Source organism: Streptosporangium sp. NPDC000563 (genome assembly GCF_040299985.1).
In the GTDB taxonomy this organism is placed as follows: Bacteria; Actinomycetota; Actinomycetes; order Streptosporangiales; family Streptosporangiaceae; genus Streptosporangium.
In genome coordinates, this window is sequence record NZ_JBEPDA010000006.1 from 266,254 (window position 1) to 284,177 (window position 17,924).

Below are 17,924 nucleotides of genomic sequence, written 5' to 3' on the forward strand. Positions count from 1 at the left end.
CCCCGTACTCGGTCGGCATCGCGCTTTCGTCGGTGGAGCGATGGCCATCCTGAGCGGTTGAAACCGATATTTCGGTCGTTACCTCTCATGTGCGGTAACTTCGCCAAGTGCCAGAATCGGAGTAACGGATGACGCTGTTCGAAAAGCACATCGGCGCGATAGAAATCGCCGTCAAGGTCGCGTACTGGATGTGTTTCCTCGCCGGTTTCGTGCTGTTCCTGGCCGGTCACGTGACCGTGCTCATGGCGATCGTGATCGGCGTCATATGGCTGTCTCGCGCTACCCTGCGCCACATCCAGGTGATTCGGGCGCGCTGGGACGAGCAGGCCGCCGAGGAGTCGGAGATACGCCGTGAGCAGTGGCACCTGAACCGCGAACGAGAGTTGCGTCTCCAGATCCAGCGGCTACAGCAGCCGGACCGTTGACCTGTTGACCTTATGCCGTCGTTCCGACGGTCGCGCTCTCCGTTCGCATCGTGTTCCCGCCGCCGCACCGGTTGCACCCCGAGGGTGGGTTAGGTTGAGGTTTGCCTGAAATGCCGTTAAAGGGATGCGCCAATGTCGGCACCGTCCGCACTTCCCCCCTCTCTCGTGCGCCTGCTGGCGCGGCCCGCCCCTCCCGGAGGGCTCTCCGACCTCAAGCACGTCGTCTTCGTCATGCAGGAGAACCGGTCGTTCGACCATTACTTCGGCCGGATGCGCGGGGTGCGCGGCTACGGGGACCGCAACGCGGTGTCCACCCGGGCGCTCCGCCCGATCTTCGAGCAGGACGGGATCCTGCCCTTCTCCCTACGGGAGGCGGCCGAGCGCGCGGGAGCCGACCCGATGCTGCTCGACACCCACGACCACACCTGGCTCGGTACGCAGAACGCCTGGGCGATGGGCTGGAACGACGCCTGGGTGCCCAACAAGGGGCCGTCCACCATGGCGTACTACGACCGCGGGGATCTTCCGTTCCACTACGAGCTGGCGGACGCGTTCACGATCTGCGACGCCTACCACTGCTCGGTGCTGAGTTCCACGACGCCGAACCGCAACTACCACGTCTCCGGCCACACGGGTTACGAGCCGGGCACCGAGCAGCGGGCCGTCGACAACGGCGCCTGTGAGGAGGACGGGCACCCGGGCTACACCTGGACCACGGTGCCCGAACTGCTGACCCAGGCCGGGCACTCCTGGCAGGTCTACCAGGAGTGGGACAACTACCAGTGCAACAACTTTGAGTTCTTCGCCACGTTCAAGGCGGTCATGGCGAAACTCGGGCAGAGCAGCATGTACTCCTTCTACGAGAAGGTGCGCGCGTCCGAGGATCCCGCGCCGATGCTCGCCGAGCTTGAGGAGAAGGTGGCACGCCTGGATCCGGCCGACCGGGCGCTCTACGACCGGGCGTTGCGGCGCACCCGGACGGGCGGGCTGGGGGACTGGTTCGCCGCCGACGTGGCGGCGGGACGCCTACCGGCGGTCTCGTACGTCGTGACCTCGCTCGCCGACTCCGAACACCCCGAGGGCTCCTCGGCGGTGGAGAGCGGGAAGGTCGTCTACCGGATTCTCGACGCGCTGGCGTCGAGTCCGGGGGTGTGGGCGAGCACCGCGGTCTTCGTCACCTACGACGAGAACGACGGCTTCTTCGACCACGTTCCCCCGCCCGTCCCGCCGGAAGGGACCCCGGGAGAGTTTGTCGGAGGACGTCCCATCGGGCTGGGCATGCGCGTCCCGATGATCGTCGTATCACCGTGGAGCGTGGGTGGCCACGTCTGCTCGCAGACGTTCGACCACAGCTCTACGGTCCGGTTCCTGGAGACCTGGCTCGGCATCGAGGCCCCCGACATCAGTGCCTGGCGGCGGACCGTCGCCGGAGATCTCACCTCCGCCTTCGACTTCGCCCGCCCGGAGGCGTGGCCCACGCCCGTGACGCCGGAAATCAGTGTCCCGGAGGGTGCCGCGTCCGCCCAGGGTGCTCTGACCGATCAGGACATCTCGACTGTTCGGGACATCTCGGCCGACCGGGACGCTCCGGTTGTCCAGGAGGTCGCGGCTGGTCGGGACGCTCCGGTCGCCCAGGGAGTCGCGGTCGGCCGCTGGTATCCCGACGCCCCCGCCGAGCAGCGCATGCCGTGCGCGGAACCGGGCGTCAGGCCCGCCCGCGCGCTGCCGTACCGGCCCGACGCCTCGGCACGCACCGGCGGTCGCGCCGTCGAGATCACGATGAGCAACACCGGTGCGGAGAGCGCGCACCTGGCGCTGTACGGCTACATGGGGGAACTCGTCCGGCCTCTGCACTTCGACGTGCTCGGCGAGGCCCGCGAGGTGGTCTACTTCCCCTGTCCCACGTACGCCCTCGTCCTCACCGGCCCGAACGGCTTCCGCAGGGAGTTTCGGGGTGGGACCGACGACAGGGTGGAGATGTCCAGCGTGATCGACGCGGCCACCCGGACGATCGAGATCACCGTCGTCAACACCGGTAACAGACCCGCCGACGTAACGGTCCTGCCCCTCGCCTACGGCGGGACGGCGCGGACGCTGCGGGTCGCGTCCCGTGACACCGCGCGGGTGCCGTGGCGGGCCGCGACCGGGTGGTACGACCTGTGGATCACCGTCGCCGGGGACACCGGCTTCGCCCGACGCCTGATGGGACACATCGAGAACGGCGAACCGAGTGTCACGGGCTGACGGCCGCCGGGGACGGCGGGGGAGAAATGTCGGTGTGCTCTGGTAGACCGTGGGCCATGGGTGTGAGCGTGGATGAATTCCTGGAGATGGTGAAGCGGCTGCCGGAGACCGAGCAGGGCGACGGCGGTGAGTGGGTCTCGCTGAAGGTGCGGGGCAAGGGCTTCGGCTACCTGTGGGAGAAGACGGAGACCGTGGGGCTCAAGTCGACGATCGCCGAGCAGCTCGCGCTGGTGGCGGAGCGGCCGGAGGTGTTCGAGATCCAGTTCACCGCGGGCCAGTTCGGCTGGGTCGTGGTCCACCTCGCGAAGATCGACGCGGACGAGCTGTTCGAGCTGGTCACCGAGGCGTGGTGCCTGACGGCTCCCAAGAAGCTCGTCGACGCCCACGAGGCCGCACACTAGCCCCGGTTGGCCCCATTTTCCGCATGTGCCGCATCGTTGCTGGTCAAATGCCATATTCGATCAGGTTGGCTGGGGAATCGTGCTGGTTCCGGGGTGGCACATGCGGAACGCGGGGCCGACAGGAGGTTGGCTCACGGGAAGGTGAGCGTGCGGCTCGTGGTCACGGTGACGCTTCTTCGGTCTCCTGACCGCCGGTGGCCGGCTCCGTCGTCCGGTCGCTGCCGGGCCGGCCGGCCGTCGTCAGGCGTCCGTAGGTCGTCCGTCAGTTGTTGATCCCACGGCCGGTGCCGCTACCGCCGATGCTGTCGCTGATACCGCCGCCGATACCGACGCCCTCGCCGATGCCGACACGCTCGCGTCCGCGTTTGCTTCCTCCGTACTCACGCCCGTAGTCCTGCCCATGCCCGCGCATGTGCTTATGGCCGTGCTTGTGCCGGTAGTTCCGTCCGTACTCGTACCGGTGCTCGCGCCGGGCGCGGCACCTTGCGGGGTTCTTGTGCTCGCGGCAGGGCTTCAGGGCGGAGGTGGCGGTGGTCGGGGTGGTCACGGCCACGGTGTCCGCGACGGCGGACGGGGTCGGCATCGCCACGGGGACGACGAGGGCGGAGACCGTCATGGCTCCGGCCGCCAGGGCATTTCTGATCATGGTCATGGCAGATCACTCCACATCGAATCGATGTCGAATCGGTCGAGCCCAGGGCGGTGCCCGGGCCGGCGGAGCGCCGCGCCGCGTCGAGGGCGACGCCGACACGATGCGTAACCTGTCTTCACGGTAAGTGGTTGGGGATGCGGGAGTCTGCTAGCGGATCCCAAAGGCTTGGGGCGGCCGGATTACCTGGCGGTAGCGGAAAGGAACGGAGACGGGGGGATCGGTGACGCTCGGCTATCGGTCTCGGCGGAAGGCTCGCGTCCCGGCAGGGTGTCATTCGCGGCGGAACCGCCAGGGTTCGGTAGATCGTCCTCGTCCGAGCTCCTGTTTTCGTGGGAGAACCCCCCGTCGGCCGGGGTCGCCATGGCGCTCGGGCACCGGTTTCCCGTATCCGTCATCGAAGACCGTTGGCTTCGAGAGGGCATCCACCAGGGGAAATGCCGAGTCCGAAAGCGCGTCCGGGGCAGGCAGGGTTCGAAGGAGCGTCCGCCGTGGGGAACGCCAGGTCCGAAGAAACGCCGTCAGCGGGGAACGCCGGGTCCGAAGGAGGTGTGCAGGGTGGAGGAGGCGACGACCCGGCCCGCGACGACGACGTGGCGGGGTGGCGCGTGCCCGGTGAGGGCCTCGCGGAGGGTTCGTCCTTCGAGGACGACGAGATCGGCGGGGGCACCGGCCTCCAGACGGTGGACGGGCAGGCCGACGACCCGCGCGGCGTTGACGGTCACCATGTCGTACAACCGCTCCAGGGCGTCGTCGGTGCGCGCGTCGAGCAGGTGGGCGGCGAGGAAGGCCACCTCCAGGAGGTTGTGCCGCCCGAACGGGTAGTAGGCGTCCTCGATGTCGTCCTGGCCGAGGGCGACCGGGACACCGGCGTCGGCGAGCCGGAAGACCGGCAGGTGGAGCGGCCCGGTGTGCGGATCGCTCACGAATCCGAGCCCCGCGGCGCGGCACAACCCGGCCAGGCGGCGCAGGTACGGCTCGGGGTAGAGCGCCATCGCCCTGGCGTGCTGGGCGCTGCCGCGTCCGACCATGTCGCGCGCCAGGAGTTCCCGCGCCAGCATCTCGGTCGTGCGCAGTCCCGGGTCTCCCGCGTCGTCGACGAGCATGGCGACGCGCAGGCCGTGCCGCTGGGCGAGGCCGACCATGCGCCGCACGTGCTCGGCGGCGTCGGCGTCGGTCCACTCGATCCAGGGGATGCCGCCCACCACGTCGGCGCCGAGCCGTACGGCCTCGACGACGAGTTCCTCGGTTTCGGGTTCGCGGAGCAGGCCGTCCTGCGGGAACGCCACCACCCGCACGTCGACCACGCCGCGAAACTCCTCGCGCAGTGCCAGCAGCGCCTCCAGGCCGGTGAGTCCTGCCTTCGGGTCGATGTCGGCGAAGGCCTGCACCGCCCGGACGCCGTGTCGTACGGACTCCAGGAGCACCGGTCTCGCGCGTTCGAGGACGGATCGCGTGGTCTGGCCGGTCTTGACGGCGGCGGCCGTCTCGATGGCGCCCATCGCGGCCCCCATCGCGCCCGCGGTGTACTCCGAGAGTGCGGCGGACCCGGCGCGGTCGAGGGTGTGGGCCTTGCACAGGTGCAGGTGCGCGTCCACGAACGGCTCGGTGACCAGGGCGCCGTCCGCGTCGAGGGTCATGCCGGTCGCCGGGGGCAGGTCGGGATCGTCCTGGGCGACGTGGCCGATGAGCCCGCCCGTGACGGCCAGCGACCACCTGCCGGGACGGCCGCGCAGGGTGGCGTTGCGGATGAGCAGGTCTGGAGCGTCCATGACAGCACGGTAGAAGCACACCGGCAGGAGCGTGACGGCCAGATCTGCCAAGCCGGTGCCTTGCGAGTGTGGTGGTTCGAAAGGGGGGACGACGTTCTAACCGGGCGATGGAAGGCCGTCCATTGTGGATCCCCGCGGAAAACCGGCTTAACGGAGCCGTAGTCCCGCGATGACGAGCCCGACCATGAGGCGCGCGTCGTAGCGGGGATTGTCGGCGCCGATGCAGAGATTGCCGATGCCGTGCATCAGGACGAGGGCGTCCATGTCGGGGGCGATCTCGCCCGCCGTGGCGGCGGCGTCGAGCAGGTCGGCGCAGACGGGGACGAGGCGGTCGAGGAAGTAGGCGTGCAGCGTCTGGAAGGCGGCGTCGTTGGAGCGCAGCGCCTCGGCCAGACCGTGCTTGGTGACCAGGAAGTCGACGAAGAGGTTGATCCAGCTCGCGAGCGCGGCGTGCGGTGTGGTGCTCTTCGCCAGCAGTACGGGACCGGCCTCGGCGCACGCCTCCACCTGGTGACGGTAGACCGCGACGATGAGGTCGGCCCGTGTCGGGAAGTGGCGGTAGATCGTGCCGACGCCGACGCCTGCCTTGGCGGCGATGTCCCGCACGGGCACGTCGACGCCGGAGGAGACGAACATCGCGGCGGCGGCTTCCAGCAGGGTCTTCTCGTTGCGCCGGGCATCGGCCCGTTTGCGTGGGGCCGACGATTCGCCACTTGTGCCGGTCATTGTTGCCCCCTTGCAAAGCGGAACCGTGTTCCGTATATTCGAAGCGGAACCGGGTTCCGCATTGCCAGGATGTCAGCCCGGCAGGCCGATGCCAAGTCACGGTCATCGCCGAACCGCAGCCGCTGACACGTCACGGTCATCATCACATCGCCACGTCGCGAAGGAACAATCATGCACGCACTGCCAGAGCCCACGCCGGTCGTCTCGGTGCACCCCGTCACGCTGCCGGCCCCGGATCGAGGAGAGGATCTGCGGGTGCGGATCTCCGCCCCTACGACCGGCCGCGAGCTGCCCGTCATCGTCTTCTCCCACGGTTTCGGCCAGTCGGCGACCGGCTATGACCCGTTGACCGGCTTCTGGGCCTCCCGCGGCTTCGTCGTCGTCCAGCCCACCCACCTCGACTCGCGGACGCTGAACCTCCCGCCCGACGACCCGCGTACACCGCTGATCTGGAGGCTCCGGGTCGACGACCTGAAACTCGCCCTCGACCGGCTCGACCTCCTGGAGTCGTCCGTCCCCGGCCTCGCCGGACGTCTTGACGGCACGCGCGTCGCCGTGGCCGGGCACTCCTGGGGTGCCCAGACGGCGAGCACGCTGCTGGGAGCGCGAGTCCTCGACGCCGACGGCGTCCCCGGAGAGGACATGTCCGATCCGCGGATCAAGGCGGGCGTACTGCTGGCCGTGACGGGTACCGGCGGAGCCGACCTTTCCCCGTTCGCGGCCGAGCACTTCCCCTTCATGAGCCCGAGTTTCGCGGACATGACCACCCCGGCCCTCGTCGTCGCGGGCGACCGGGACGACTCTCCGCTGTCGGTCCGGGGTCCGGACTGGTTCACCGACGCCTACCGCTTGAGCCCGGGTAGCAAGAGCCTGCTCACCCTGGCCGGGGCGGAGCACTCGCTCGGCGGTGTCGCCGGTTACGAAATCAGGGAGACGACGGACGAGAGCCCCGAGCGGGTCGCCCTGATCCAGCAGCTCACGTGGGCCTACCTGCGCGACGCCCTCGGCCTCAAGGACTCCACCTGGCCGGCACCGGTGGAGAGCGGCCTGGGCAGCCTCGACTCCAAGTAGGGATTTCACCCCTGCCGGAAACCCGGTCGTGCCGGGGAGCGTCGGTCGGCCGGTTCCGCCGGCGGGGCTTGGGTGGGCGGTATTCGGCCTGTGCGGCAGCACGGGATTCGGTTGTGTCCTGTAGGGGGAAAGCCGCACATTCCAGAGTCAGGCCGCCGCCGTGGATGCCACGGCCGGGCCTCCTTGCAGGCGGTCGAGGTGTCGGGCGGTGAGGTCTTGCCCGTGGGTGCTCATCATGGATGCATGGATCGAGCCTTGGCCCAGGACACGAAAGGGAACGCGCTGACGGCGTTCCTGCCGGCCGCACGCGTCGCCGGCGCGCCGGACGACGCGCCGATGCCCGCGGCCTTGGTCGCGGTCTGGTGCGGCCGGCACCTGCTACTGGTCTTCGACCGCTTCCGCGGGGAGTGGGAACTACCCGGCGGCAGGATCGATCCCGGCGAGACGCCTCTTCAGGCCGCCGTACGGGAACTCCATGAGGAGAGCGGTCTGCGGCTGCCCACCCTCACCTTCGCCGGGTACGCACGTTTCCGGCTCGTCGGCCCACCACGCGACGAGTATGCCGCGATCTACACCGCCCACGTCCCCACCCTCCACGACGCCTTCACCCCCAATGGGGAGATCGGCGCCATCCGCTGGTGGGACACCGCCGACACTCCGCCCGATGGCACTCAGGTCATCGACGCGACCCTGGCGCAGCACACTCGCCTTCAGCGGCACTTGAGCGATTGACTCGCCTCGGTATTTCCGTCCTCATGTGCGAGAGGAGCCCGACGGTTTCGGTGAATTGTCGGGTTTGGTTACCGCATCGACGGCTGGATGGTCGAGCACGAAGGGAGAAGCACGATGGACCGGAAAATGCCGATGATCGTATCCGTGACGCCCGCCCTCACCTATTTCAGGCGCGACTCCGCAGATAATTCATCGAGATCACGACTTGTCAGAAGATTACACAATATATGTCAATATCCAGCTCTCTGACCGGTAAGCTACAATCGTATTACCTGCCGTCGTCATAAATCATTCCATGTCTTACCTTTCGGATATGTTCAACCGCCCCGCAGAGGGCCAGAAGAAGGGGTGATATGGGAAAGAAAAAGAAGAACTCCTTTGCTCACGATGCCATCGACGCCGTGGCCACGGTCGCAGGTTCAACGGTCGCGGTGAAGGTCACGCTCCTCGGCACCGCCGCCGGGCAACCGGCGGCCGGAGCGCTCGGGGGTGCCTACGCGGGCAAGAAGGTCCGGGACGAGATCAACAGCCTGAAGACCCCGGAAGGCCGCAAGAAGTGGGGCGAACGTCTGGACAACCTCGGCGAGAACACCCGAAACAATCCATGCCCCGGAGCCTGACGATCGGCACACGCGTGATCTCGACACAGGCACACACAAGATCCACCCCTGGTGCCGAGTAGCGGGAAACAGACCCTCGACGGCCGGAGACCCATCCCATGAAGCCGAGGCCTCCGGCCTCCCGCTCCCGCCCAAGCCGGCGTGGCGCAGACGGCGAGTACGCTTCTGAGAGCTCTGCCGGACCAGACCGGAGGCCGCGTACCATTGCGTTCGGCCGTTCCCGCGCGAGATCGCCCATCGAAAAACCGCTCACCGGCGACGATTCCGCCCCGTGGCGAAAGTCCTACGCGTAACCGTTCCTACCGACCGCCGCGAGGACTGCCATGACCCACGACGGAACATCATCCGACATGACCGCTCCGGAACCGAGGCTGCGCCTTCGCCGCCTTCGCCGCCTTCGCCGTCTTCGCCGCGCCTCCGGCATCTGGCCACTGGTCCACGCCGAGCGGGCGGCCCTCGCGGCCGACCTGGCGGATCTCACCGACGAGCAGTGGGCGACACCGTCGCTGTGCTCCGGACTGACCGTGCGCGAGGTGCTGGCGCACCTCACCTCGGCGGCGACCCTCACTCCGGTGAGGTGGATGGCGGGCGTGATCCGCTGCCGGTTCGACTTCAACAGGCAGAACGCCATGCGGCTCGCCGAACAGTTGGGCGCGACCGCGGCCGAGACGCACGACAGGTTCCGTCGTGTCGTCGCGAGCATGACCAAGCCGCCCGTCCCGGTCGTGGCGATGCTGGGCGAGACGATCCTGCACGCCGAGGACATCCGGCGGCCACTGGGTATTCGCCGTGACTACCCGATCGGGACCATCACCCGGCTGGCCGAGTACTACCAGGGCAGCGACTTCGTCGTCGTCGCCAAAGGGCGGATCGCCGGCCTGCGGCTCGTCGCCGACGACGGCCCCTTCGCGACCGGCTCCGGTCCGCTCGTCTCCGGCACCACCCTGGCACTCACGATGGCGATGACCGGGCGCATGACGTATTGCGACGAACTCGACGGCGACGGCGTCTCGATCCTGCGAGGACGCGGTGAGATGACATGATCGAGAACCTGCCGTCCGGACGCCTCTCACCGCTCGGCAGGCGAGGCATACATTCGACCACTCTGAGTATCCATGTGCTCACAGAATTTGGTCGAAGACCTGCGAGACGCCGCATCGTACAGTGAAGATATGGCCATGCTGACTGTCGACCTTGATGCCAGAGCGGAGAAGGCTTTGAGCGAGCTGACCGCTGATGGCCGTTCCGTGACCGAAGCGGTTCGTGAAGCTCTTGTCGTCGCCCAACGACTCCATCGGATGGAGGAGGCCCGGATCGCGGCCGAGAGGCTGGCCAAAGATCCCGCCGACAGGGCCGAAGCCGAAGCGATCATGAAGGACACGGAGCACCTGCGTGCGTGGTGACGTGTACCGGCTGCGCGCTCCTCGTGACGCGATGGCCCATGAACAGCGAGGCGAGCGCTTCGCCGTGATCCTCCAGTCGGATTTCCTCTCCCACCTCTCCACCGTCCTCATCGCACCGACCTCGGCCAGTGCACCCCCCGCCCCCTTCCGTCCCGAAGTCGAACTGCTCGGCAAGCAGAGCCGGGTCATGGTCGAGCAGACCATGGCTGTCACCCCGCACCGTCTGGGCGACTTCGCCGGTCGCCTGGACCCCGCCGAGATCGAAGAGGTCGACGAGGCCCTCCACACGGTCCTCGGGCTGCTCCGATAGAGAAAGCGCCGGATGGGCGCCTTTTCGCCGTGATCCCACTTCCGATGGAGTACGAGAACGGGATCACGGCAGAAGGCGGACGCCCCGCGGACTGGACTAATCAGAACCGTTCGATCACTGCTCCGAGGCCGGTCGAGCTCACGCTCGGTTCACGACCTCCTGGAGGAGCTTCGCGATTCGGTCGACGTCGGATTCGGTGGTGCGCCAGTTGCTGAACGCGGCGCGTAGCGCGGGCACACCCTCGTGGACGGTCGGCGTGAGGAACGCCTCGCCGGACTCGGTGATCGCCTCGGCCACCTCGGCGATCCCCGCCGTGGTGGGAGAGGAGGCGAGGGTGAAGCAGACCACGTTGAGCCGTACGGGGGCGAGCAGCCGGTAGGCGGGCATCGCGGCGATCCGCTCGCCGAGTGCGGCGGCGAGGGCGATGTCGTGCCGGACGATCTCCGCGTGCCCCTCGCGACCGTACGCGGCGAGGGTGAACCAGGCGGCCAGCGCACGCAGGCGCCGGGAGTTCTCCGGCGTGAGGTGTACGAGGTCGGGGACGTCGCCCACCGGGGTGAGATAGGCGGCGGAGTTCTGGAAGACGCGGATCTGCAGGTCGCGGCGGCGGGTGAACTGGACCGCGCTGTCGTAGGGCACGTTCAGCCACTTGTGCAGGTCCACGCAGACCGAGTCGGCCTCGCCGAGGCCCGCGACGAGGTGGGCGTGCTCGGGCGAGAGTGCGGCGAAGGCCCCGAACGCGGCGTCCACGTGCAGCCAGAACGGGTGGTGCTCGCGTAGGGCAGCGATGGCGCGCAGGTCGTCGAAGTCGACGGTGTTCACCGTGCCGGAGTTGGCGACCACGATCGCCGGAGCCCCGTCCAGCCGGTCGAGTTCCTCGGCGAGCCGGGCCACGTCCACCGCCTCCCTGCCGGGCAGGAGGGAGACCCGCCGGAGCGCCGACCGTCCCAGGCCGAGCATGGACAGCGACTTGACGGTGCTGGAGTGCGGGCTTCCCGACAGCACGGTCACCGGCCCGAGCGCCGCGACGCCCTCCTCGGCCACCGAGACGCCGCGTCGCTCGCCCAGCCACTCCCTCGCGATCGCGAGGCCGGTGAGGTTGGACAGGGTCGCGCCGCTGACGAACGCCCCCTCGTGCTCGGGGGGCAGACCGAAGAGGTCACGCAGCCACCCGACCGTCTCCCGTTCGAGGTCAGGGGCGAGCGAGTCCAGGCCCGAGGTGGGATTCTGGTCGAGGGTGCCGGTCAGCCAGTCGCCCGCGAGCGCGGCGGGCGTCACGCCGCCCGTGACGAAACCCAGGTAGCGGGGGCCCGCACCGGCCGCGAAGCCGGGCTCCCACCGCCGCGCGAACTCCTCCAACGCCCCCCGCAGGCCGACCCCCGCCTCGGGCAGCGACGCGGGCGCGGGCCTGACCGGTGTCCGCGCCGCCGCCCGGTCGCCGAGCCCGGCGAGGAGGCGTGCGGCGTAGGCGCGGGTGGCCTCAAGCAGTTCGGGGAGGTGGTCACGGTCGGTGCCGAGCGTCCCGCGCTCGCGACCGGTTCCCGTCGCCTGCGGCGTCTCGGGCGGGTGGCCGCCGGTGGGCGACGGCCCGGGAGCGTGAGAAGTGACCGTTTTGTCGCTGGCGTCCATGCCTCGACGCTACGACGCCGGTCGGACGTCTGACCAACGACCCCCGGGGTACGGACTCGGTCTTCGGCGATCATGCGAACTCACCCCCGTGCGGGGCCGGTATGCGACCGCCCGGCCGGGCGAATATCGGCAGGCGGGAGGCTACGAGGCCGTTGCCCGATCGCCCGGCCGACCACGAAGGGGCGGCCGGGCGGACGGGAGCCGCTGTCTTTACTGGCTGTCGGCGCAACTGTGTTCACTTCTGTCACGCGCGTGAGCGCCCGTTTCGCGAACAAGCCACCGAACATTCTGGAATGATCGCTGAATATCCTGTCGGACATTCGAGACTGACGGACAGTGACTGATGCCCCCCATCGATCAAATTACCGCCTTCGCATCGGACCAGCCGATCCTGACGGTCATCATCGGCGTGTTCGCCCTCGTCCTGCTGGTCGTGGCCTACTTCGCGCTTCGCGCCGTCCAGCGGATAGCGGTCCGCTTCTTCCACTCCCATGTCGCGCCCCGTCCGGTGGAGGACATCCTCACCATCGTCGCCGCCAGCATCGCGACGGGCGTCTCCGCCCAGGGCATGTGGCGCTTCTCCGGTGACGTGCTCGGCTTCGACGGCCCGCTGAGGCTGCTGCTCTTCGCCTTCATCGAGGTCGCGGTCATCACCAGCGCGGTCCGTGCCCGCCGCAACATGCGGGAGAACTTCTCAGCGGGCATCGACGGCATCGCCGTGTGGGCGCTCACCGGCCTGACCGCCGTGCTGTCCAGCATGGACGCCCGCAGCACGGCCGAGGCCATCTTCCGGCTCGCCGCTCCCCTGGTGGCGGCGTGGCTGTGGGAGCGCGGCATGGCGATCGAACGCCACCGGATCAGCGGGCGCTCGCGCATCAACTGGCGGCTCACCCCCGAGCGGGCACTCGTCCGCATCGGGCTGGCCGAGGTCAGCGACCGTACGGCGAGTGAGGTCGACGCCCACCGCAGGCTGACCAGGGTCGCGCTGGCGGCCAAGCGCGCCCGCGCGCTCCGCGAGTCCGGGGCGTCCGACCGGAAGATGCGCTCGGCCCTCACCAAGCTGGACCGTGCCATGGACCGGGCAGTGGAGCACACCGGCCTGGCCGTCGACTCGGTGCGCCAGGAGGCCCTGCTCTCCCAGATCGGCGCCCTCTACAACACCTCCGCGCTGATCGACCTGACGCCGCCGGTGCCGTGGGAGCCGGAGCCGGCGCGTCCCGCGGTGGCCGCGGGTCCCTCCTCGTCGCGGTTCGGGGACGAGGATGACGACGACGAGGTCCAGGTGCTGGACGGTCCGCCGCCGGTCGTCGACACGGCGCAGCGCGCGGCCCTGATGCGCGCCGCGCGGGAATACTGGGACAAGCAGATCGAGCGGAAGTTCGTGCCCCGCGCGGCCGACATCGCCCACGAGACGGGGGTCTCCCTGGCCACCGCCCGTGAGTACCGTGCCCTCTGGAAGCTGGAGCCCAAGGCTCACGCGCTGCTGGAGGCCGCCTTCCACGAGCACGGGATCATCGACACCGGCACCTTCCCCGCGATCGAGACCGAGGAGCAGGTTCTCACCGTGAACGGGTCCTCGCCCGGTCGCTGACCCGGCCGTCGATCCCGCTCGATCCTGTTTGATTCCGCCGCTCCTCCGGCCGACCTGACGATCAGGTCGGCCGGAGGAAAAGGTCGGGCGGCTCCGCGTACGGTGGCGGACCGGTCCGATGGATTCGCGTGCGGTGACCATCGGATGGCCGGTCGGTCCGGCCGCCCCGCGTACGGTGACCGATGGCCGGTCGGTCCGGCCGCCGCCCCGCGTACGGTGATCAGCGGGTCAGGCGGACTCACGCACGACGAGGGTCGTGGGCAGTATGACCGGCTCCAGGTGCTCGGCGCCGTCGATCAGGGCGAGCAGCAGGCGGACGGTCTCCTCCGCGACCCGTTCCAGGGGCTGGCGGACGGTGGTGAGCGGCGGGTGGGTGGTGAGCGCCACCGCCGAGTCGTCGAAGCCGCCCACCGCGACGTCCTCGGGCACCCTCCGCCCCGCGGCGCGCAGGGCCGAGAGCGCGCCCGCGGCCATCAGGTCGGAGGCGACGAACACCGCGTCGATGTCGGGGGAGCGCTCCAACAGTCTGGCCATCGCGCTCTCCCCGCCCAGCTGGGTGTAGTCGCCGTGCTCGATGAGCCTCCTGCCGGCCTTCCTGCCGAGGATGTCGGCGAAGCCCTCCAGCCGCAGCGCGCCGCCGGGGGTGTCGAGCGGGCCGGTGATGGTGGCGATCCGCCGGTGGCCGCGCTCCACCAGGTAGCGCGTCATCTGCCGGGCGCCCTCGCGGTCGTCGGCGGCGGCGTACGGGATCACGTTCTCCCTGCCGATGACCGCCCCCTGGGCGACGGCGGCCACCGGGATGTCCAGCAGCGCGTCCACCAGCTTGTCACCGGCGTGGGTGGAGACCAGGAAGACCCCGTCGGCGTGGCCGCCGCGCAGGTAGCGGATCACCCGGTCGCGGTCGCCGTCGTTCCCGGCGATCATCATCACGAGCGACACGTCCCGCTCGGCGAGCCGCCGGGTGGCGGTGCGCAGCAGCACGCTGAAGGTGGGATCCTCGAACAGCCTCTCCTGCGGCTCCGACAGGACCATCACCACCGAGCCGGTCCGCTGGGTGACCAGGCTGCGGGCGGCCCGGTTGAGCACGTAGCCCGTCTCGGCGATGGCCCGCTTGACGGCGGCGTGCGCGGCGGGGCTGACATACCGGTCGTCGTTGAGGACCCGGGACACCGTTCCCCGGGACACCCCCGCCACCGCCGCGACGTCGTGAATGGTCGGACGCTTCGCCATGCTCCCCATTTTCCCCTCGCCCGGCGGCCGGTCGGCCTGGCCTCAGCTTTTCACGGCCCCGCCGGCCAGGTCGGTCCTCCAGTAGCGCTGCATCGTGAGGAAGAGCGCGATCAACGGGATGATCGAGAGCAGTGTGCCGGTGAGGATCAGGTTGTAGAGCGAGGGCTGGTTGGCCCCCGCGGCGAGCAGGGTGTAGAGCCCGACGGTGAGCGGGAACCTCTGGTCGTCGCCCAGCATGATGAACGGCAGCAGGAAGTTGTTCCAGATCGCGACGAACTGGAACAGGAAGATGGTCACCATGCCGGGCAGCATGAGGGGCAGGGCTATCCGGCCCAGCAGCAGCCGGTGCCCGGCGCCGTCGATGCGCCCGGCCTCCAGCAGCGCGTCGGGGACGGCGGCGGTGGCGTAGACGCGGGCGAGATAGATGCCGTACGGGCTGAGGATCTGCGGGAGCAGGACCGACCAGTAGGTGTCGGCGAGCCCGATCCGGGAGAAGAGCAGATACTGCGGGATGGCGAGCACCACGGCGGGCACCAGGACGCCGCCGAGCAGCAGGTTGAAGATCAGGTTGCGGCCGGGGAAGCGATATTTGGCCAGGGTGTAACCGGAGACGGCGGAGACGGCCGTGGACAGCAGGGCGCCGCCGCCCGCGTACAGCAGCGTGTTGAGCATCCACAGCCAGAACACGCCGTCGCGGTAGGCGGCGAGGTCGGCGAGGTTGGACAGCAGGCCGGTGCCGGGGGCGAAGGCCGAGGTGGAGAACAGCTCCGCCTTCGACTTGCCGGCCGCCACCAGCACCCAGCTGACCGGCAGCAGGCAGTAGAGCGCGCCCAGCAGCAGGATCGCGGTCGGCGCGATCCCGGCCGGGCGGCGTCGGCGGCGGGCCCCGGTGAGGGGTGTGGTGGCCATCAGCCCTCCCCGAAGGCGCGGTCGCGGACGACGCGCAGGAAACCGAACGACAGGACGAGGGAGATCGCCGCGATGACGATCGAGGTGGCGGCGGCCGAGTAGAGGTCGCCGGTGACGAAGGCGTCGCGGTAGACCTTCATGAGCGGGCTCCAGGTCGAGCTGATCGTGTTGGTGAGCGGCCGCAGGGTGGTCGGCTCGGTGAACACCTGGATCGTGGCGATGATGGAGAAGACCGTGGTCAGGATGATCGCGGGCAGCAGGATCGGGACCTTGACCCGCAGTGCTATTTGGATCTCGCTCGCCCCGTCGATCCTGGCGGCCTCGTAGTAGGTCCTGGGCACGGCGCGCAGCGCGGTGTAGAGGACCAGCGTGTTGAAGCCGACGCCGCCCCAGACCGCCACGTTCGCCATGGACAGCACCACCGTGCCCGCGCCGAGCAGGTCGACGTCGAGCACCTGGCGGATCGGGCTGAGGCTGGGCAGGTAGAGGAAGCCCCACAGCAGGGTCGCGGCCACGCCCGGCACCGCGTACGGCAGGAAGAGGGAGATCCTGGAGAAGCGGGCGAGCCGCACGTGCGCGGAGTCCAGCAGCAGTGCGAACAGCAGGGCGAGCCCGAGCATGACGACGAGCACCAGCAGGCCGTAGCCCAGGACGCGCAGCCAGCCGGCCCACAGTTCACCGTCGGCGAGCGTCGCCGCGTAGTTGTCGAGGCCGGCGAAGACCTCGCGGCGGGAGCCCTTGCCCAGGCCCAGCCCCGAGACCTTCGTGCGCCGCAGGCTGAGGTAGGCCGTGTAGGCGATGGGGAGGGCCATGAAGAGCGTGAACAGCGCCATGGCCGGTGCGAGGAGGAGGTAGGGGACGGCGCTCGCGGTGCGAACGCCGCCGCCGGGGCGTCGTGTCATCGGGTGAGCTGGAATCCGGACTTCTGCATGTCGGCGACCGTCGCGTCCTGCATCTTCACGAGGGCGTCGGAGAACGCCGACCTGTCCTGCAGGGCCTTGTCGAAGGCGTCCTTGAAGGCGTTGTAGGTCACGTTGACGTTCGGGCCGAAGGTGAAGCCGCGGGCGCCGCTCGCGATCGTGGCGGTCCGCTGCCAGAAGTCGGGCTGGTTGGAGAAGTATTCGGGGGCCTCACCGAGCATGGTGGCGCCCTTGGTGGCCGCCGGGTAGAGGGCGCCCTCGGAGACGAGCAGGCCGAGCGCCTCGGGGTCGGTGTTGAGCCAGGTCGCGAACTTCGCGGCGGCGGCGAGGTGGGGGGACTTGGCGGAGACCGCGGTGGAGGAGCCGCCCCAGAAGCCGCTCGCGTTCTCGCCGGCGTTCCACTGCGGCAGCGGGGCGATCGCCCACCTGCCCTTCGCCTTGGGGGCGTTGCCGGACAGCACGCCGGGGGCCCAGACCGCCGAGGGCCAGGTGAGCAGCCTGCCGTCGTTCAGCGCCTTGTTCCACTCGGGGGTGAAGTACGGCTGGTCGTCGATGGCACCCTCGGAGACGAGGCCGCCCCAGTAGTCTGCGACCTTCCTGGTGGTCTCGTCGTCGACGGCGACCTTCCAGGACTCGCCGCTGATCGACCACCACTGGGCGCCCGCCTGCTGGGCGAGGCCGACGAAGGAGCCGGGGTCCTTGCTGGAGAAGGTTCCCAGGAAGACCTTGGGGTCCTTCTTCCGCACGGTGCGGGCGGCCTCGGCGTACTCGTCCCAGGTCTTCGGCACCTCGATGCCGTACTTGTCGAACAGGTCCTGGCGGTAGTAGAGCATCATCGGGCCGCTGTCCTGGGGGAGCGCGTAGACGGCGTCGGTGCCGAGCGTGACCAGGCCCCAGACGCCCTCGCCGAACTCGCCCTTCGCCGTGCCGGCCTCGCCGGAGAGATCGGCCACCGCGTCGGCGGCGACGAAGGAGGGCAGCATCTGGTACTCGGCCTGGACGAGGTCGGGAGGGTTTCCCGCCTTGGCGGCGGTGAGGAACTTGGCGGCCGCGTCGTCGCCGCCGGCCTGCTTGCTGACGGTGACCTGGATGTCGGGGTTGGCCTGGTTCCAGACCGTCACGATCTTGTCCATGTTGGGGACCCAGGTCCAGTAGGTGAGCTTCACCGGCCCGGCGGGGGCCGAACTCCGCGTGTCCGGGGCGGCCGCCTCCTGGGGGGTGCCCGAGCACCCGGCGGCCAGGGCGGCGGCGAGGAACGCGGTCGCCACCGCTACGAGCCGGTTCATCTGCAT

18 protein-coding genes are annotated in these 17,924 nt (G+C 69.4%); 10 read left to right on the forward strand and 8 right to left on the reverse strand.

Annotation, left to right across the window (positions count from 1 at the left end):
• Positions 1 to 128 precede the first annotated feature (128 nt).
• The 3 genes from ABT352_RS18315 (at position 129) to ABT352_RS18325 (ending at position 3,070) form a co-directional block, all read left to right on the forward strand.
• Positions 129 to 425 carry a hypothetical protein gene (locus ABT352_RS18315; RefSeq protein ID WP_350946018.1) on the forward strand — a complete coding sequence of 99 codons (297 nt, stop codon included), beginning with the start codon at positions 129 to 131 and terminating at the stop codon, positions 423 to 425.
• Between the two features lie 132 nt (positions 426 to 557).
• Complete coding sequence (locus tag ABT352_RS18320) at positions 558 to 2,669, forward strand: alkaline phosphatase family protein (protein WP_350946019.1); 2,112 nt, start codon at positions 558 to 560, stop codon at positions 2,667 to 2,669.
• Between the two features lie 56 nt (positions 2,670 to 2,725).
• Positions 2,726 to 3,070: an MmcQ/YjbR family DNA-binding protein gene (locus ABT352_RS18325; protein WP_350946020.1), complete on the forward strand. Its 345-nt coding sequence runs from the start codon at positions 2,726 to 2,728 to the stop codon at positions 3,068 to 3,070.
• A gap of 262 nt (positions 3,071 to 3,332) precedes the next feature.
• Here ABT352_RS18325 and ABT352_RS18330 read toward each other — a convergent pair whose 3' ends face one another.
• From ABT352_RS18330 to ABT352_RS18340, 3 genes are all read right to left on the reverse strand, one after another.
• Positions 3,333 to 3,722, reverse strand: coding sequence for a hypothetical protein (locus ABT352_RS18330; protein WP_350946021.1), 390 nt, complete (start codon positions 3,720 to 3,722; stop codon positions 3,333 to 3,335).
• A 518-nt stretch (positions 3,723 to 4,240) separates the two neighbouring features.
• The gene (locus ABT352_RS18335; protein WP_350946022.1) at positions 4,241 to 5,491 is read right to left on the reverse strand and encodes an amidohydrolase family protein; all 1,251 of its coding nucleotides are present in this window, start codon (positions 5,489 to 5,491) and stop codon (positions 4,241 to 4,243) included.
• Positions 5,492 to 5,638: 147 nt separating this feature from the next.
• Positions 5,639 to 6,217, reverse strand: a complete 579-nt coding sequence (locus ABT352_RS18340; protein WP_350946023.1) for a TetR/AcrR family transcriptional regulator — start codon at positions 6,215 to 6,217, stop codon at positions 5,639 to 5,641.
• 171 nt (positions 6,218 to 6,388) lie between these two features.
• Here ABT352_RS18340 and ABT352_RS18345 point away from each other — a divergent pair, with 171 nt between their 5' ends.
• The 6 genes from ABT352_RS18345 to ABT352_RS18370 all read left to right on the forward strand — a co-directional run bounded on the left by ABT352_RS18345 (position 6,389) and on the right by ABT352_RS18370 (position 10,353).
• Positions 6,389 to 7,288 carry an alpha/beta hydrolase family protein gene (locus tag ABT352_RS18345; protein ID WP_350946024.1) on the forward strand — a complete coding sequence of 300 codons (900 nt, stop codon included), beginning with the start codon at positions 6,389 to 6,391 and terminating at the stop codon, positions 7,286 to 7,288.
• A 243-nt stretch (positions 7,289 to 7,531) separates the two neighbouring features.
• Positions 7,532 to 8,020 (forward strand): NUDIX hydrolase, encoded by a 489-nt coding sequence (locus ABT352_RS18350; RefSeq protein WP_350946025.1) that lies wholly within the window; start codon positions 7,532 to 7,534, stop codon positions 8,018 to 8,020.
• Between the two features lie 353 nt (positions 8,021 to 8,373).
• On the forward strand, positions 8,374 to 8,640 hold the full coding sequence (locus ABT352_RS18355) for a hypothetical protein (protein WP_350946026.1): 267 nt from the start codon (positions 8,374 to 8,376) through the stop codon (positions 8,638 to 8,640).
• Between the two features lie 350 nt (positions 8,641 to 8,990).
• Positions 8,991 to 9,683, forward strand: coding sequence for a maleylpyruvate isomerase family mycothiol-dependent enzyme (locus tag ABT352_RS18360; protein WP_350946027.1), 693 nt, complete (start codon positions 8,991 to 8,993; stop codon positions 9,681 to 9,683).
• 129 nt (positions 9,684 to 9,812) lie between these two features.
• Positions 9,813 to 10,043, forward strand: coding sequence for a hypothetical protein (locus ABT352_RS18365; protein ID WP_350946028.1), 231 nt, complete (start codon positions 9,813 to 9,815; stop codon positions 10,041 to 10,043).
• Positions 10,033 to 10,353, forward strand: a complete 321-nt coding sequence (locus tag ABT352_RS18370; protein ID WP_350946029.1) for a type II toxin-antitoxin system PemK/MazF family toxin — start codon at positions 10,033 to 10,035, stop codon at positions 10,351 to 10,353. Before ABT352_RS18365 ends, ABT352_RS18370 begins: the two co-directional genes overlap by 11 nt.
• A 138-nt stretch (positions 10,354 to 10,491) precedes the next feature.
• Here the strand turns inward: ABT352_RS18370 and ABT352_RS18375 are convergent, their stop codons facing one another.
• Complete coding sequence (locus ABT352_RS18375) at positions 10,492 to 11,982, reverse strand: pyridoxal phosphate-dependent decarboxylase family protein (RefSeq protein ID WP_350946030.1); 1,491 nt, start codon at positions 11,980 to 11,982, stop codon at positions 10,492 to 10,494.
• A 343-nt stretch (positions 11,983 to 12,325) separates the two neighbouring features.
• On the opposite strand from ABT352_RS18375, the gene ABT352_RS18380 reads away from it, so the two are divergent.
• Positions 12,326 to 13,573 carry a hypothetical protein gene (locus ABT352_RS18380; protein ID WP_350946031.1) on the forward strand — a complete coding sequence of 416 codons (1,248 nt, stop codon included), beginning with the start codon at positions 12,326 to 12,328 and terminating at the stop codon, positions 13,571 to 13,573.
• Between the two features lie 228 nt (positions 13,574 to 13,801).
• Here ABT352_RS18380 and ABT352_RS18385 read toward each other — a convergent pair whose 3' ends face one another.
• Genes ABT352_RS18385 through ABT352_RS18400 form a run of 4 tightly spaced genes read right to left on the reverse strand, consistent with a single transcriptional unit; the run spans position 13,802 to position 17,918 of the window.
• Positions 13,802 to 14,803: a LacI family DNA-binding transcriptional regulator gene (locus tag ABT352_RS18385; protein ID WP_350946032.1), complete on the reverse strand. Its 1,002-nt coding sequence runs from the start codon at positions 14,801 to 14,803 to the stop codon at positions 13,802 to 13,804.
• Between the two features lie 42 nt (positions 14,804 to 14,845).
• Positions 14,846 to 15,712: a carbohydrate ABC transporter permease gene (locus ABT352_RS18390; RefSeq protein WP_350946033.1), complete on the reverse strand. Its 867-nt coding sequence runs from the start codon at positions 15,710 to 15,712 to the stop codon at positions 14,846 to 14,848.
• Entirely contained in the window at positions 15,712 to 16,614 is a 903-nt protein-coding gene (locus ABT352_RS18395) for a carbohydrate ABC transporter permease (RefSeq protein WP_350946034.1), read from the reverse strand. The genes ABT352_RS18390 and ABT352_RS18395 overlap by 1 nt, the downstream gene beginning before the upstream one ends.
• Positions 16,611 to 17,918 carry an ABC transporter substrate-binding protein gene (locus tag ABT352_RS18400; RefSeq protein WP_350946035.1) on the reverse strand — a complete coding sequence of 436 codons (1,308 nt, stop codon included), beginning with the start codon at positions 17,916 to 17,918 and terminating at the stop codon, positions 16,611 to 16,613. Before ABT352_RS18400 ends, ABT352_RS18395 begins: the two co-directional genes overlap by 4 nt.
• Positions 17,919 to 17,924: the final 6 nt, after the last annotated feature.